This is a genomic window from endosymbiont of Ridgeia piscesae, from assembly GCF_001443665.1.
Classification (GTDB): Bacteria; Pseudomonadota; Gammaproteobacteria; order Chromatiales; family Chromatiaceae; genus Endoriftia; species Endoriftia persephonae.
Genome location: NZ_KQ557119.1, coordinates 124,948 through 140,256 on the forward strand (window position 1 = coordinate 124,948; position 15,309 = coordinate 140,256).

Below are 15,309 nucleotides of genomic sequence, written 5' to 3' on the forward strand. Positions count from 1 at the left end.
AGTATGATGAAGCATTGGATCAAATGGCTTGGCGCCCTGTTGGTGGCACAACTAGGGCTGGTCCTGGCCGTTCAACTATCGGGCAACGACTACACAGCCTTCCAGCCCAAGGAGAGACTGCTGACCTTCGACCCCCAGGCCGTAGATACCCTGCGTATCACCGAGGGCGAGGGTCAACCCCTGGAACTGCGTCGTGAGGCGGATCACTGGGTGGTCATGGCGAGTGATGGATTTCCCGCCGATCCGGGGATGATCAAGTCGTTGCTAAACAAACTCGCTGGCCTGCAGAAGGGCTGGCCGGTGGCTACCAGCAGCGCCGCTGCGGCGCGTTTCAAGGTAGCGGAGGATGGCTTCGAGCGCCGCATCACCCTGCTTGCTGATGGGCAAACCCTGGCCCGACTCTACCTGGGCAGCTCCCCCGGCTACCGTAAGGTTGATGTGCGGCCTGACGGGGAGGATGCGGTGTTTGCTATCGAATTCAACACCTGGGAGGCCAGCGCCAAAGCCGATGACTGGATCGACAAGGGGCGGCTCAAACTCGATGCCCAGCAGATCGAACAGCTCCAGATGCCGGGTTTCACCCTGCTACAGGATGGGGATAAGGTCGAATTAGCCAACCTGAAAGCTGGGGAGCAGACCAACTCAACCGCGGCCCGCTCCCTACTCAACAAGCTGGCGAACCTGACCATCGGCGCCCTGCTCGGGCAGGAGAACAAGCCGGAGTATGGGCAGGAGAAGCCGGTATTGGAGATCGATCTGACCCGCAAGGGGGGTGACCCGCTGCACTATCGCTTCTCCCAGCCAGAGGGAGCTGATTACTATGTGCTGAAACGCTCCGATCTGAACCACTACCTCAAGCTTGCCGAGTTCAGCATGAAGCCACTGTTGGAAACGACCCGGGCGAAACTGCTGCAGTCCACTGCCGCAGCGTCTGAGAAGCCACCCGCCCAACCCACGGAGTGACACAAATCAACCTGGGTCAGCAGTCTGACGGCCTCTTCGGAGGCCGTTTTTTTATGCGAGGATTTATCGGTAGGGCGACCCGTGGCCGCCGCGCGTCATCGATTGAAATCAAGGATAATGTCGGGCACAGTCCGACCTATACGTGCCATCATTCATTGCTGGACTAATCGATCCAGACTTCCATCTAAACATTACGCCGCAACTGCTCAGTCACCCGCTTCAAATCCCCTTGGGTATCCACGCCATGGCCCGGCTCTTGCGACGCCTGACTGACATGAATCCTGCCGCCATGCCACAGCACACGTAGCTGCTCCAGCGACTCAGCCAGTTCAATCGGCGCCGGCGGCCAGGCAACAAACTGCTTCAGATAGCCAACACGGTAGGCGTAGAGACCGATGTGACGGGCAAAGCTCACATTCTGGGGCAGCGGTCCGCTGTCATTGATGAACTCATCCCGGTGCCAAGGGATCGGCGCCCTGCTGAAGTAGAGGGCATAACCTTCGCTATCCGTCACCACCTTGACCACGTGGGGATCAAACAGCATCGGTTTTTCGCTGATCGGCGCAGAGAGCGTGGTGACCCCGGCCTTTTCATGGCTTGCCATATCCTGAGCCACCTGATCGATCAGCGCCGCCGGCATGCAGGGTTCGTCACCCTGCAGATTGACCACGATGGTCTGGTCGCTCCAGCCGCGGGACTCCGCCACCTCGGCGATCCGGTCTGAGCCGCTGCGATGGTGCGCGGAGGTCATGCAGGCATCGGCGCCAAAGGCCTTTGCCGCATCGGCGATACGCGCATCATCGGTGGCGATCACCACCTCCGTGGCGCCGCTCTCCAGGGCACGCTGGTGAACATGCTCGATCATCGGCCGGCCGGCGATATCGAGCAGGGGTTTACCCGGCAGCCGCACTGAGGCATAGCGGGCGGGGATTACGACCTTGAATTCCATTTGGATTGTCTAGCCCTCAGGCACCTCTTCATCCGCTGGCAGTTCTCGCGCCTCCTCCTGTAACATCACCGGGATGCCATCGCGCACTGGGAAGGCCAGACGGTCAGCTCGGCAGATCAACTCCGCCGCCTTTTTATCGTAGTGGAGTTTGCCTTTGCAGAGGGGGCAGGCAAGGATTTCAAGCAGTTTTTTGTCCATCAAATAACCTGTCGATCAGTGCGTCGATGCGGCGCTGAAGGCTCGCATCCACTTCGGTATCAGCCGGCACATACCAGAATGTATCGCCAGCAAAGGATTCGCACTTTACCGCATCTTTCTCGGTCATGAGAACCGTTTGCCCCTCGAAGTCGCAAAAATCTTCACGGCTGAAGGAATAGTGATCGGCAAACGGATGGCGACTGATCTCCAGTCCCCGGGACTCAAGCGTTTGAAAAAATCGCTCCGGGTTGCCGATTCCGGCCACCGCCGCAATGGGTTCGCCCCGAAAGCTCTCCAGCGGGCGCTCCCGCCTGCTGCCGCTTAGATTGATGGCGCTGGACCCGCTCACCCGGATTTGCGACGCACCGCTCAGCAGCGCGCCGTTGCTGACCACCAGGTCGACGCTTTGCAAACGAGCCGGACGCTCGCGCAACGGTCCCGCCGGCAGGCACCAGCCATTGCCAAATCGTCGCACCCCATCGACCACGACGATCTCTAGATCACGGGCCAGGGCATAGTGTTGCAGACCGTCGTCGGAGAGCAGTAGATCACAATCATGCTGCGCCAGCAGTGCCCTGCCCGCCTCTACCCGCTCAGGGCCGGCAAACAGCGGGCAACCGGTGCGGCGTCGCAACAGCACCGCCTCATCGCCCACCTCTACCGCTGGGGTGTCAGGCTCCACCGCCTGGGGCCAACTTTCTGCGGCACCGCCATAACCTCGGGTGATGATGCCCGGTGAGTAGCCCTTCCGCATGAGATAACGGGCCAACCAGACGATCAGCGGAGTCTTGCCAGTGCCGCCGACACTGATGTTGCCGATCACGATCACCGGCACCGCCAACCGCTGCTGTCGCAGCAGCCCGTTTCGATAGGCGAGGCGTCGCAGCCAGGCGATCAGACAGAACAGCCAGGAGAGCGGCACAAGCGCCAGGCTCACCAGATTGCGGCTCTGCCAGTAGTGGTCGATCCGCTGCAAGCGCAGGGGCCCTAGGAAGCCTCTGAATGAATCATGGACGGCACCCTTGCGGCCCAAATTCATTCAGAAGCTCCCTGGTCAACGTGGTCGCCGGGCGGCGAAGGTCATCTTTACCAGGCCGAGCTGGCTGGCCGCATCCATTGCAGTCATCACTGCCTGGTGGGGCGCCTTGCCATCCGCATTGATCAGCACTGGCAGGTCGGTCCGGTCTCCCGCCGCCTTGGCGATGGCGCGTTTTAGAATGTCGATCTCGGTGCTCACCACCTCACGCTGGTTGATGTAGAAATTACCCCGCTCGTCGATGGTGATCTCAATCATCTCAGCGGCGTTCTCCGCATCCTCGCCGGCGGCCTCCGGCAGTTCCACCTTGATCTCGGTCTCCTTATCAAAGGTGGTTGAGACCATAAAGAAGATCAGCAGCAGAAACACCACGTCGATCAGCGGCGTGACATCCAGCTCTGGGGATTGTTTGCGATGGGGGCGAAGATTCACGGGCCTACTCCGAAGTCACTTCTCGTTCACCGTGGATCACTTCGATCAGCTTCAGCGCCTGCTCCTCCATCGCCACCACCAACTTCTCCACCAGCCCCATGAAGTAGCGGTGAAACATCAGGCTGGGAATCGCCACCGAAAGCCCCGTCGCGGTGGTGATCAACGCCTCGGAGATGCCGCCGGCCAGGATGCCGGGGTTGCCCACACCAGCTGTAACGATGGCGCCAAATACCTTGATCATGCCAATTACGGTGCCCAGCAGACCCAGCAGTGGGGTGATCGAGGCGATGGTACCGAGGGTATTGAGATAACGTTCAAGCTCCAACACCACCTGGCGCCCGACCTCTTCGATCGACTCCTTCATCACCTCTTTGGAGTGGCGGTGATTGAGCAGGCCGGCGGCGAGAATCTGCCCTAGCGGTGAGCTCTCCCGCAGCGTTTTCAGATCCGCCTTGTCGAGTTTTTTGTCCCGGTGCAGCCGCAGTATCTGCTGCATCAGAAACTCCGGCATCACCCGTTTACGCTGCAAAGACCAGAAGCGTTCCAGAACGATCGCACTGGCGACCACTGAACAGGTGATGATTGGCAGCATCAGCCAGCCGCCCGCTTTTACGAATTCAAACACTGGGAGTAGGCCCTCGTCGTATCAGATGCCGAGAAACGGCACACATCTTACTGTAACTCAGCAGCATACCGAAAGTGGCACACTCATTCTCCAGAACGCGGCACTTGCGACCAGTAGTGCGGTTCCATCTGCCGGAATCCGATTGGCGTCAACCCAACACCTTCCCGCTCCGGACGAAACAGGATCGCCCCGCTGATTGCCGTATCGAAGAGCTGACTGCCCACCTGCTGCCAGCGCGCCACAACCTCAGGATGGGGAAAACCGTAGCGATTGTGCGCGCCTCTGGAAAATAGCACATACTCAGGCGATACCACCTCCACCAAAGCCTGGCTGGAGGAGGTTTTGGAGCCGTGATGCGACGCCACCAGGATATTCGATCCCAGCGTCTGACCATACGCAGCCACCAGACTCGCCTCACCCTTCTGTTCCAGATCCCCCGGCAGCAGCAGACTGGCCTGGTCATCGCTTACCTGCAGTACGCAGGAGCTGTCGTTGCCATGAAATACATCCCGTCCTTCGACTGGCGGATGCAGCACTCGGAAGCTTACCCCGTCCCACTGCCACTCCATGCCGGCGCTGCAGAGTTCCGCCTCGGGAAAACGCATAACCTCACCGCCTAACAGACGCGCCACCGTCAGTGCCTTCAACACCATCGGCACGCCCCCGGCATGATCATTATCGTTATTGCTGGCGATCAGCAGATCCAGCCGCTGCCAGCCACGGCTACGCAGATAGGGCAGTAGTGCCGAGTCAGCCATATTGAAACCGGAGCGATAGGCAGCACCGGTATCATAGATCATCAGGTGGTGGCTGGTTTCTACCACAGCGGCCAATCCCTGGCCCACATCAAGCAGAGTAAACCAAAACCGCCCGGTGGCCGGCCGTTCGGGCTGATTCAGCAGCAATCCAGCCAGTATCACAACCGCAGGCAAACTGCCGGGCACGCCCCTCGGCAGCATCAACAACGCACACGCCACCAACGAGACGACAATCAGCATCACCCCAGGTTGGGAAAAGCTGATCGCGGCGAATGGCAGCTCTGCAACTCTTGCCAGCAGCCACAAAGTAAGACGGGCCGTCTCTGCGAGCAGCTCAAACCAGACCGCCGCTGCTGCCGGATAGAGCAACAACAACACGCCGAGCAGGAGCCCCGGCACCAGCACGAAGCTGAACCAGGGTACCAGCAGCAGATTGACCAGCGGCGCAATCAGCGATGCCTGGGCGAAAAATCCGATCAGTAAGGGCAGCAACCCGAGGGCCACAGCGAACTGCACCTGCGACCATTGCCGCCAGTTGGCCGGGCGGCTCAGCCGGCCGGCCATCGCCAGCACAATCACCGCCACCGCACCAAATGAGAGCCACAGCCCTGGACTCAGTAACGAAAACGGGTCGAGCAGAGTGACCGCTGCCAGCGCCAGTAGCAGCGAGCGTATCAACGACAGAGAGCGGCTGAAAAACAACGCTCCCATCAACAGACTCAGCATGATCAGGGCCCGCTGGGTCGGCAGGGAGAAGCCGGCCAGCGCCGCATAGCCCGCCGCTGCAGTGAGTGCTCCCAGCGCAGCGGCACGGGGGGCAGCGAGCTGTCGTGTCAGAAAAAAGCTGCGCCGCCACAAAGCCTGCAGCAGCCAGAAGATGGCAGCGGCCACCAGTCCCACGTGCAACCCTGAGATCGCAATCAGATGGTTGGTGCCGGTGCGCCGGAAGCGCTCCCACTGAGCTTCCCCAATGCCGGTGCGATCTCCCACCGCCAAGGCTCGCAGCAGGCCAGCTGCCGCACTATCTGGCGTCAGCTGCGCAATCTGTCTGGCAATCCGATAGCGCAGCCGCAACAGCCCGTAGCGCCAGTTAGCCTCACCGAGTTTGCGGTTGGCATCCCTGCCCCTCACATAGCCGGTGGCGGCGATGCGCCGACTCATCAGCCAGCGCTCGTAGTCGAAACCACCTGGATTGGCCAGCCCTCTGGGCCTTTTGAGCCTCAGCCTGAGTCGCCACAGCTCACCCGGCTCGACAGCAATCGCACTGCGATACCAATTGATTCGCAGCCGTGCGCCAATCAATTGCGGCCACTCGCTCTGCTCAATATCAAACTCGAAGCGTTGTGCACCACCCTGGCGCCGGGGAAAATCGGCGATCCGCCCCACCACACTGAGATCCTTCCCTTCCAGCTCCTGTGGTAACAGCGATGCTTGGTAGATCCAAGCGTGGCCAAAGACCGACAACACCCCCAGCAACAGCGCGGCAAACGGCCGCTGCTGGCGCAGCCCCAGCAGCGGTGGCAACAACAGAGCACTATAAAACCAGCTGCTGTGGGGCAGTGCTGGCAGGGTCTGAAAGACCGCCGCACCAGCCACAAACAGAATCAGATTGAGATTCATGGACACTCCCTGTCACAGTGAAATCATCCTGCATACTTGTTTGAATAACGGTAGCAGTTCACAGGCCTGCATGCTTCAATAAGCCACCGCAAAGAAGCAGCAGACCGTACCGCGGAAGCCATGCCAAAGCACCTAATAAAGCGCCTCACGCCGGATCATGAGATGATCCGCAATCACCGACATCTGCAGTGTTTTGGCAGACTGCTACACGATGCCAACCTGTGGCATCTCAATCGGCGTTCCGCTGCCGGTGCATTTGCGGTGGGGCTCTTCATGGCCTTTGTGCCGGTGCCGTTTCAGATGATCCTCGCTGCCGGCGCGGCGATCCTGTTCCGAGTCAATCTGCCGCTCTCGGTGGCACTGGTCTGGGTCACCAACCCGATCACCATCCCTCCCATCTTCTTTTTCGCCTATCTGGTCGGCACTTGGGTGATCGGCGCACCGCCCGAGATGGAATCCTTCGAGCTGAGCATGGAGTGGATCGAAAACGGCGGGTTGAACGGAGTCTGGGAGCCCTTCCTGCTGGGCTGTCTGATCTGCGGCACGGTCTCCGCCCTGGTGAGTTACTTTGGGATCCGCGGGCTGTGGCGACTGCACATCATCAACCACATGAAGCGCCGTCGTCAGCAGCGTAAAAGCGCCTGACAGGCCACTTCTAAAGCGGTTGTTTGCGGACTGAACTCTACATTAGCAAACTCTTAAGGCTCTTCAGTCAACTTGCCATCCACCAAATGCACGATGCGGTCCATGCGTGCAGCCAGATCCGGGTCGTGGGTTACTACCACGAAACTGGTGCGGCGCTCCCGATTGAGTTCCAGCATCAATTCATAGACCTGCCCGGCGGTGCGCCGGTCCAGATTGCCAGTAGGCTCATCCGCCAGCACACAGGTGGGGTTGCCCACCAGCGCCCGCGCCAACGCCGCCCGTTGGCGCTCCCCCCCCGACATCTCTGAGGGTTTGTGGTGGCTGCGATTCGCCAAGCCGACCCGTTCCAGCATCTCGGCAGCAGCAGTAGCAGCCGCCTGGGCTGTCTGACCGCCGATCAGCAGTGGCATCGCCACATTTTCCAGGGCGCTGAACTCGGGCAGTAGATGATGGAACTGGTAGACAAAACCCATGCTGCGGTTTCGCAGCCGTCCCCGCTCCGCCTCACCGAGCGCAAACAGATCGGCACCAGCGAAGCGGACACTGCCCGCGTTGGGTCGGTCGAGCCCACCCAGGCAGTGCAGCAGGGTACTCTTGCCGGAGCCAGAGCTGCCGATGACGGCGATCCGCTCACCTTTGGCCAGCTGCAGATCGACACCCCGCAACACCTCCACCCGCAGTTTGCCTTGGGCAAAGGTGCGTTGCAGACCACACGCCTCGAGTACCGCCGGATCACTCATAGCGCAGTGCCTCGGCCGGCTGGGTACGTGAGGCCTTGAGGGCCGGATAGAGGGTGGCTCCCAGCGTGATCAGGAAGGCGAAGCCGCCGATGGAAAGGATATCGGAGAGGTGTGGGTCGGAGGGCAGCTCGCTAATGTAGTAGATGTTAGGGTCGAGAAAGTGGATGTTGAAGAGCTGCTCGATCCACTTCACGATACCATCCACATTGTAGGCCAACGCCACACCGCCGAGCATGCCAAGCAGATTGCCAACCACGCCGATGGTGGCCCCCTGGATGACGAAGATCCCCATGATCGAGCGGGGCGAGGCGCCCAGGGTGCGCAGGATGGCGATGTCAGACTGCTTGTCGGTCACCACCATCACCATCGTGGAGACGATATTGAAGGCAGCCACCGCAACGATCAGCGAGAGAATGATCCACATCATGCGCTTTTCAATCTGCAGCGCAGAGAAGAAGTTGCGATGCTGCATGGTCCAGTCGCTGATCCGATAGTAGCCACCCATCTTCAACGCCAGCTGGCGTGACACCTCGGGGGCCTTATAGAGATCATCAAGCTTCAGCCGCACCCCCGTCACATCGCCGCCCAGGCGCATCAGTTTAGCGGCATCCTGGATATGCAGCAGCGCCACGCCACGGTCGTAGTCGCCCATGCCGACCTCAAAGATGCCGGTCACTTTGAAGCGCTTCAGACGCGGCATGATCCCGGCCGGGGTGACATTGATCTGCGGCGTCACCAGGGTCACCTTGTCACCCATGCCGACCCCGAGCAGATAGGCCAGTTCCTGACCGAGGATCACCCCGTAGCCGCCCGGCTGCAGGTCGGTGACGCTACCAACCTTCATCGCCTCAACCACCACCGAGACCTTACCCTCTTCCGCCGGATCAATACCGCGCAGGATCGCACCGCTGACCTTCTGCCCATTAATGAACATGCCCTGCCCCTCAACATAGGGAGCACGACCTATCACATGGGGATTTTTGCCGGCCTGAGCCATCACATCGCGCCAGTCGGAAAGGCCGCCCTTGACCGCCGAGATAGTGGCGTGGGAGGCCATGCCGAGGATGCGCTCGCGCACCTCTTTGTGGAAACCATTCATCACAGACAGCACCACAATCAACGCCACCACCCCCAGCATAATGCCGAGCGTGGAGATCAGTGAGATGAATGAGATGAAGTGGTTACGCCGCTTGGCACGGGTGTATCTCAGACCGACAAAGAGTTCAAACGGCTTGTACATGGCGAGCGCATTAAACCATATCCGACTGCAAAAGATCCCGAATTTTCTATAGTTAGGCAGGGGTGCTATATTTCCCTTTAGAAGCCGTCCCCTGGAGCTGTCATTGATGAAATTCTGGATTCCGCTGCTATTCGCCACCACCCTGATTCCGGCAACCCAAGTCGTTCAGGCAGAAGTATTGCTACTTGACGCGATCGCGGAAGAGCCTGTCAACAGCCCCGAAGGTCTACAACGTCCAACACGCGGCTTGACCATGAATCAAGTCCGCATGCAGTTTGGTGAACCCGACTATGAACACCCCTGGGTCGGCTCACCCCCCATCACTCGCTGGGACTACCCCGACTACTCCGTCTTCTTTGAGTTCGAAATGGTTCTGATCTCAGTCGTTCACCGCTGATCAGCCCCCCCTTTTACCCTATGCGCCGATTGCCCGCGGAGTGGGAACCACAGTCCGCTACGCTCCTAACTTGGCCCCACGCCGCCAGCGACTGGTCTGACATTCTGCAAGAGGCTGATGCAGCCTACACAGAGATCGTCGCCACCATCCTGCGTTTTCAGCCGGTGATACTGGTCTGTTTTGACCAATCGCACCGACAGCAGATTCAACGACGGCTGAACGCAAAGGGGGTCGATCTGACCCATGCCAGCCTGGTGATCAGCAAGACTAACGACACCTGGGTACGGGATTATGGGCCGATCACCATCCTGCACAACGATCAATCGTTGCTGCTCGATTTCCACTTCAACGCCTGGGGCGGCAAATTTGCAGCCGAGCTGGATGATGCCTGTAACCAAAACCTCGCAACACAAGGCCTGTTCGCTGGACTGCCCATGCAGTCGAGCAGCCTGACACTCGAAGGCGGCGCCATCGAGTGCGATGGCCAGGGCACTCTGATGATGGTGGAGCGAACCCTGCTCGACCCGGCGCGCAATCCGGGGCGTTCCAAACAGGCGATCGAGGAGCAGCTGCGCCACAGCCTGGGGGCCCGCCGATTTCTCTGGCTCGAACAGGGTGGACTGAGCGGCGACGACACCGATGGTCACATCGACACCCTGGCACGTTTCTGCACTCCAGACCGGATCTGCTACCAACAGTGCCTAGATCCGAACGACCCGGATTTCCCTGCACTGCAGGCGATGGAGGCGGAACTTCGTAATTTGCGCCAACCAGACGGCGCCCCCTACGAGTTGATCCCTCTGCCACACCCTGGGCCAATCCACGATCCACAAAGCGGCCGGCGCCTACCCGCCAGCTACGCCAACTTCCTGCTGCTCAACGACGCCGTCCTGCTACCCATCTATAAGGTTGCAGCAGACAGCCTGGCAATGCAGCAGCTAGCGTGCTGCTTTCCCGACCGGAAAGTGGTGGGGATCGACTGCCGCACGCTGATCCGGCAAAACGGCAGCCTGCACTGCGCCACCATGCAACTACCCGCTGCGGTTGCTCTCACTGCCCCAGAGTAAACATCATGCTTCAGAAATCATTAAGCATTGGCCTGGTTCAACAGAAAGATTACGGCAGTCGTGAACAGAATCTAGAGAACTGCATCCAGGGAGTCCGTGAAGCCTGTGGCAGGGGTGCCCGGCTGATCCTGCTCCAAGAGTTGCACAACAGCCGTTACTTCTGCCAACACGAAGACCCGGAGCTGTTCAACCTGGCGGAACCAGTGCCCGGCCCCACGACCGAGCAGCTTGCCGCACTGGCTGCAGAGCTGGAGGTGGTGATCGTCGCCTCACTGTTCGAGCGACGCACTGCCGGCCTCTATCACAATACCGCAGTGGTCCTGGAGAGTGATGGCACGCTGGCGGGGATCTACCGAAAAAAACATATCCCGGACGACCCCGGCTTCTACGAGAAGTTCTACTTCGCACCGGGCGATGGCCCCTTCAGCCCTATCCAGACCAGCCTTGGCAGGCTCGGAGTGCTAATCTGCTGGGATCAGTGGTTCCCGGAGGCAGCACGCCTGATGGCACTATCCGGTGCAGAGATCCTGCTCTATCCCACCGCGATCGGCTGGGATCCGGGCGATGACGCAGCCGAGCAGCAGCGCCAGTTCGATGCCTGGCAGACGGTGCAGCGTGGTCACGCCATCGCCAACGGACTGCCCCTGGTTGCCTGCAACCGCACCGGGTTTGAAACCGATCCCAGCGGCGTCACCTCTGGCATTCAGTTCTGGGGAGGCTCATTTATCTGTGGCCCTCAAGGTGAAATGCTAGCCCAGGCCAAGCAGGATGAAGCCCAGGTTGTGCTCGCGAAGATCGACCTGCAGCACAGCGAGAAAGTACGTCGCATCTGGCCCTTTTTACGGGACCGACGCATCGATAGCTACGCACCACTGCTGCAACTCTTCAATGATCCGCAGAATTCTTGACAAATTTAGTCAACTTTTTATACTCCACCCCTTCTTTTTCCAGCTTGGATGACCTGAACGATGACCGATATCGCCACCTCCCGTGCAGTTATGCACTCAATTATCCAGCGAATTGCCACTGGCCCTGAGCTCAGCAAGGATATCTCCCAAGAGGAGGCGAGGCTGGGTATGCAGGCGATCCTTAAGGGCCATGTGGACGATGTGCAGGCCGCCATTTTTCTCATCGCACTACGCATGAAGCGGGAGACCAATGAGGAGAATCTCGGCATCCTGGATGCAATCCTGCAGACAAGCCAATCGGTTACTGCCGAGGTTGATGAAGTGATCTCTATCGCTGATCCCTACGACGGTTTCAACCGCAATCTGCTGGTCGCACCCTTTCTACCAATGCTGCTTGCAGAGTGTGGTCTGCCCGCCATCAGCCACGGACTCGACAAGGTGGGACCGAAATATGGCGTCACCCATCGGCATGTGCTTCAGGCGGCAGAAATGAGTGTGGATCTCACTGTTGAACAGGCAGCTGAACGCCTCGCTGACCCGGCGGTCGGCTGGGCCTACCTTGATCAGAGCAGCTTCTGCCCCGAACTCCACGACCTGATTCCGCTGCGTCAGCGCATCATCAAACGCCAAGTGTTGACCACCGTCGAAGTGATAGCCAAACCGATCTCCGGGCAGAAAAAGACCCACCTTGTCACCGGCTATGTACACAAGCCCTACCCCCCCAAATACGCCACTCTGGCTCGTCATGCCGGCTTTCAGGGCGCCCTGCTGGTGCGCGGCACCGAAGGCGGTGTGATCCCCTCCTTGCGGCAGCAGGGCATGGTTTTTCGTTACGATGATTTTGGTGAAGAGGTCTCCCAGGAGATCAATCCGCGTGCACTCGGGATACATCAGGAGGTTCGTGCCGTCCCCCTGCCCGAGAATCTCCCCAAACAGCCGCGCCGTGGTGATGAGGTGGCGATTATGGTGGATGTCGAGGCCACCGCAGCGGCAGCCGCCAAAGCCGGCATTGCGGCACTCAAGGGTGAGCCTGGGCCGACCTATGACTCACTGCTCTATGCCGGCAGTCTGATTCTCTGGCATACCGGCCGGGAGACCAGCCTTGAAGCGGCAGCCAATCGACTGCGCACGGTGCTCGACTCCGGCAATACTTTGAACCGTTTGAGATGATCGCGATGTCCAACAAGATCCTTGTTGCCGATCGAGGTGAGATTGCCCCAGGCAAGATGAAACGGGTGGAGATTGATGGCGGGCGCTACTTGATAGCGAATCTGGCCGGAACCCACTATGCAGTGGATGATCTCTGCAGCCACGAAGAGGTCCCACTCTATCTGGGGTGTATCCAGGGCGACATGATTAAATGCTCGCTGCATGGCAGCCGCTTCAGCCTGAAAACAGGAGAACCGATGGAGGAGCCTGCAACTGACCCGATTGCGACCTATCCGGTCAAGGAGGAGGCAGGCAAGATTTACATCATCCTGGATTAAACTCGCACAACGAGTTCATTTTCCGGAATCTGGTCACAAAATGCTTAGGAACAAGGGGTGGAATTTAGGAACGATTTATCGTATATTCCGGTTGCGCAGGATATGCGTATAAAAAGCATCGGTCGAAAAGAACCGAATAAAACGCCAAAAAGGCTTTCCGGAGGGTTATATGAAATATCTGCTCGCATTTGCCGTTGCTTTTTCAGCAACACTTGTCTGGCAGACATCGAGCCAAGCGGACCGCAGTTTCGAGATTAAGGACATCGCTCACAACGGAACAGTGAAAAATTCGGGGAAAACCACTGCTCCCACTGGCATCCGTCTCTAAGCAACTCCTGCCTCGCTGGCGGCTTCCGATTCAGCCGCCGGTGAGGGACATTACCCGCATAACCTCCCCCGGATTTTCATTGAACTCATGCCGCTCCGGCTTGCGTGAGATCGCCTCGAAGATCGCCTCCTTCAGACCCTCATCGCTAACCCCCTGCCGCAACAGCGGACGCAGTTCAGCGTTGTCATGTTTGCCCAGGCAGAGATAGAGCGTACCCTCTATAGAAAGACGCACCCGATTGCAGGTCTCACAGAAATGCTGGGACATCGGCGTGATGAAACCGATACGCAGATCGGTATCGGCAACCCTAACGTAGGAAGCGGGCCCGGCACCGCGCATGGCGGCCGGCTCCAGCATGAAACGCCGCTCCAGCTCTTTACGGACCTCGCGCAGATCGACGTATCGATCAGTGGCGTTTTTACCGGTCTCACCCACCGGCATGGTCTCGATAAAGCGCAGAGTGAAGTCGTGTTTCAAACAGAAGTCGACCATGTCACCTATCTCATGGTCGTTCACTCCCTTCATCACCACCATGTTAATCTTGATTGGATTCATGCCGGCCCGCTTGGCAGCCTTCAAGCCAGCCAGAACCTTATCCAGATCCCCTTGGGTGATGTGTCGAAAAAGCTCCCGATCGAGAGAGTCGAGACTCACGTTGATCCGGCTGACCCCGCTCTGCTTGAGCGAGTCGGCATACTTTTCCAACTGGGAAGCGTTGGTGCTGAGGGAGAGATCTTCGATCTGTGGCAACGCACCCAAACGCTGTACCAGCTCTGGCAGGTCTTTTCGCACCAGAGGCTCACCGCCGGTCAATCGCACCTTGCTGACGCCCATCTCGGAAAAGACCCGAATCAGGCGCTCAATCTCATCCAGCGTCAGCCAAGTACTGGGTGGGGTGAAATCCTTGAAGCCCTTGGGCAGACAGTAAAAACAACGAAAGTCGCACCGGTCGGTAACCGAAAGACGGAGGTACTCGATGTTTCGTCCAAACGGGTCTCTTAGCATGGGCATCGGTGCGTCTCTTGTTGGAATGATTATTTATGCATTTTCTACCTGAAGCGACCTGCGAGCAACTTGTTCAGGGTCAAATGTTGTCTCTATAAGTCAATAATTTTCAAAGCAATCATCCCTTCTGAACAATTCCTGCAGAATGCCACTGGTCATTGAACAGATGTGAACAGTTCGTTCAATCCACATCACCACCGAGCGGTCAGCAGGTTCTGTAAACGCCTTTGATTACTGGAGATTGCCCTACATCACTTCTGTATTGGCAATAAAAAGGCAAAAAAGGTGCCAAAAAAAAGGCCGCCAAGTGGCGGCCTCTCTTCTTATGCTCTCTGTCTATTCTTCCCCATCCGGCAGATCTTCGGCTGGGTCGTAACCTTCGGGCAGAGAATGGGCAATACCCTTGTGGCAGTCAATACAAGTGTACCCTGCCTCAATCGCTTCGTCGTGCCGACTAGCACTACGCTCCTCCTGGCGATCAAAATCCATGGAGTCGAAATTGTGGCAGTTGCGACACTCACGGGAGTCGGTCTCCTTCATGGTGCGCCAGACATTCTTGGCCAATTCTAGACGTTTCTCTTCAAACTTCTCCACTGTATCAATGGTACCCAGCATCTTGTGATAGAGCTCATTACTGGCCTTGATCTTGCGGATAACTTTATGGATCCACTCCTTAGGCACATGACAGTCCGGGCAGGTAGCGCGCACACCGGTACGATTGCTGAAGTGAATAGTCTCTTGCAATTCCTGGTAAACAGCCTGTTCCATGCTCATGGCAAGAGATGCAGAATTCTTCAGTATTTGTCGCCTCCATAGCAGTATTAATCGTTCCGAAAGTATTGGCAGTCTATTTTTGAACTTGCCAAAATATACTTTGTATCTGACATGCGGAAGAAACTCTTAATCAGCGA

At 58.3% G+C, this 15,309-nt stretch carries 17 protein-coding genes and 1 pseudogene; 8 read left to right on the plus strand and 10 right to left on the minus strand.

Features of this window, described 5'->3' with window-relative positions; genetic code table 11:
- The first annotated feature begins 6 nt into the window (after positions 1-6).
- On the plus strand, positions 7-963 hold the full coding sequence (locus tag Ga0074115_RS04085; RefSeq protein ID WP_232432896.1) for a DUF4340 domain-containing protein: 957 nt from the start codon (positions 7-9) through the stop codon (positions 961-963).
- A 184-nt stretch (positions 964-1,147) separates the two neighbouring features.
- On the opposite strand, the gene kdsB is transcribed toward Ga0074115_RS04085, so the two are convergent.
- The 6 genes from kdsB to Ga0074115_RS04115 all read right to left on the minus strand — a co-directional run bounded on the left by kdsB (position 1,148) and on the right by Ga0074115_RS04115 (position 6,581).
- Positions 1,148-1,912: a 3-deoxy-manno-octulosonate cytidylyltransferase gene (gene kdsB, locus Ga0074115_RS04090; protein WP_060528238.1), complete on the minus strand. Its 765-nt coding sequence runs from the start codon at positions 1,910-1,912 to the stop codon at positions 1,148-1,150.
- A 9-nt stretch (positions 1,913-1,921) separates the two neighbouring features.
- On the minus strand, positions 1,922-2,110 hold the full coding sequence (locus tag Ga0074115_RS04095; RefSeq protein ID WP_057956473.1) for a Trm112 family protein: 189 nt from the start codon (positions 2,108-2,110) through the stop codon (positions 1,922-1,924).
- On the minus strand, positions 2,091-3,149 hold the full coding sequence (lpxK, locus tag Ga0074115_RS04100; RefSeq protein ID WP_057956474.1) for a tetraacyldisaccharide 4'-kinase: 1,059 nt from the start codon (positions 3,147-3,149) through the stop codon (positions 2,091-2,093). Before lpxK ends, Ga0074115_RS04095 begins: the two co-directional genes overlap by 20 nt.
- A 15-nt stretch (positions 3,150-3,164) precedes the next feature.
- Positions 3,165-3,578, minus strand: coding sequence for an ExbD/TolR family protein (locus tag Ga0074115_RS04105; RefSeq protein ID WP_057956475.1), 414 nt, complete (start codon positions 3,576-3,578; stop codon positions 3,165-3,167).
- 4 nt (positions 3,579-3,582) lie between these two features.
- Positions 3,583-4,203: a MotA/TolQ/ExbB proton channel family protein gene (locus Ga0074115_RS04110; RefSeq protein WP_057956476.1), complete on the minus strand. Its 621-nt coding sequence runs from the start codon at positions 4,201-4,203 to the stop codon at positions 3,583-3,585.
- Between the two features lie 83 nt (positions 4,204-4,286).
- Positions 4,287-6,581 (minus strand): DNA internalization-related competence protein ComEC/Rec2, encoded by a 2,295-nt coding sequence (locus Ga0074115_RS04115; protein ID WP_060528239.1) that lies wholly within the window; start codon positions 6,579-6,581, stop codon positions 4,287-4,289.
- Positions 6,582-6,701: 120 nt separating this feature from the next.
- On the opposite strand from Ga0074115_RS04115, the gene Ga0074115_RS04120 reads away from it, so the two are divergent.
- Complete coding sequence (locus tag Ga0074115_RS04120) at positions 6,702-7,226, plus strand: DUF2062 domain-containing protein (RefSeq protein WP_060528240.1); 525 nt, start codon at positions 6,702-6,704, stop codon at positions 7,224-7,226.
- Between the two features lie 53 nt (positions 7,227-7,279).
- Here Ga0074115_RS04120 and lolD read toward each other — a convergent pair whose 3' ends face one another.
- Both lolD and Ga0074115_RS04130 read right to left on the minus strand, forming a co-directional pair.
- The gene (lolD, locus tag Ga0074115_RS04125) at positions 7,280-7,966 is read right to left on the minus strand and encodes a lipoprotein-releasing ABC transporter ATP-binding protein LolD (protein WP_057956983.1); all 687 of its coding nucleotides are present in this window, start codon (positions 7,964-7,966) and stop codon (positions 7,280-7,282) included.
- Positions 7,959-9,206 (minus strand): lipoprotein-releasing ABC transporter permease subunit, encoded by a 1,248-nt coding sequence (locus Ga0074115_RS04130; protein WP_057956982.1) that lies wholly within the window; start codon positions 9,204-9,206, stop codon positions 7,959-7,961. Before Ga0074115_RS04130 ends, lolD begins: the two co-directional genes overlap by 8 nt.
- Positions 9,207-9,312: 106 nt before the next feature.
- On the opposite strand from Ga0074115_RS04130, the gene Ga0074115_RS04135 reads away from it, so the two are divergent.
- The 6 genes from Ga0074115_RS04135 to Ga0074115_RS16140 all read left to right on the plus strand — a co-directional run bounded on the left by Ga0074115_RS04135 (position 9,313) and on the right by Ga0074115_RS16140 (position 13,393).
- On the plus strand, positions 9,313-9,603 hold the full coding sequence (locus tag Ga0074115_RS04135) for a hypothetical protein (protein ID WP_232432897.1): 291 nt from the start codon (positions 9,313-9,315) through the stop codon (positions 9,601-9,603).
- A 20-nt stretch (positions 9,604-9,623) separates the two neighbouring features.
- Entirely contained in the window at positions 9,624-10,670 is a 1,047-nt protein-coding gene (locus Ga0074115_RS04140; RefSeq protein ID WP_057956981.1) for an agmatine deiminase family protein, read from the plus strand.
- 5 nt (positions 10,671-10,675) lie between these two features.
- On the plus strand, positions 10,676-11,578 hold the full coding sequence (locus Ga0074115_RS04145; protein ID WP_057956980.1) for a carbon-nitrogen hydrolase: 903 nt from the start codon (positions 10,676-10,678) through the stop codon (positions 11,576-11,578).
- A gap of 60 nt (positions 11,579-11,638) precedes the next feature.
- On the plus strand, positions 11,639-12,748 hold the full coding sequence (locus Ga0074115_RS04150; protein ID WP_057956979.1) for an anthranilate phosphoribosyltransferase: 1,110 nt from the start codon (positions 11,639-11,641) through the stop codon (positions 12,746-12,748).
- A gap of 5 nt (positions 12,749-12,753) precedes the next feature.
- Entirely contained in the window at positions 12,754-13,065 is a 312-nt protein-coding gene (locus Ga0074115_RS04155) for a non-heme iron oxygenase ferredoxin subunit (RefSeq protein ID WP_057956978.1), read from the plus strand.
- Between the two features lie 169 nt (positions 13,066-13,234).
- Complete coding sequence (locus Ga0074115_RS16140) at positions 13,235-13,393, plus strand: hypothetical protein (RefSeq protein WP_006474725.1); 159 nt, start codon at positions 13,235-13,237, stop codon at positions 13,391-13,393.
- A gap of 30 nt (positions 13,394-13,423) precedes the next feature.
- On the opposite strand, the gene moaA is transcribed toward Ga0074115_RS16140, so the two are convergent.
- Both moaA and Ga0074115_RS04165 read right to left on the minus strand, forming a co-directional pair.
- Positions 13,424-14,404: a GTP 3',8-cyclase MoaA gene (gene moaA / locus Ga0074115_RS04160; protein WP_057956977.1), complete on the minus strand. Its 981-nt coding sequence runs from the start codon at positions 14,402-14,404 to the stop codon at positions 13,424-13,426.
- 330 nt (positions 14,405-14,734) lie between these two features.
- Positions 14,735-15,212, minus strand: a pseudogene (locus Ga0074115_RS04165) (NapC/NirT family cytochrome c).
- Between the last annotated feature and the right edge of the window lie 97 nt (positions 15,213-15,309).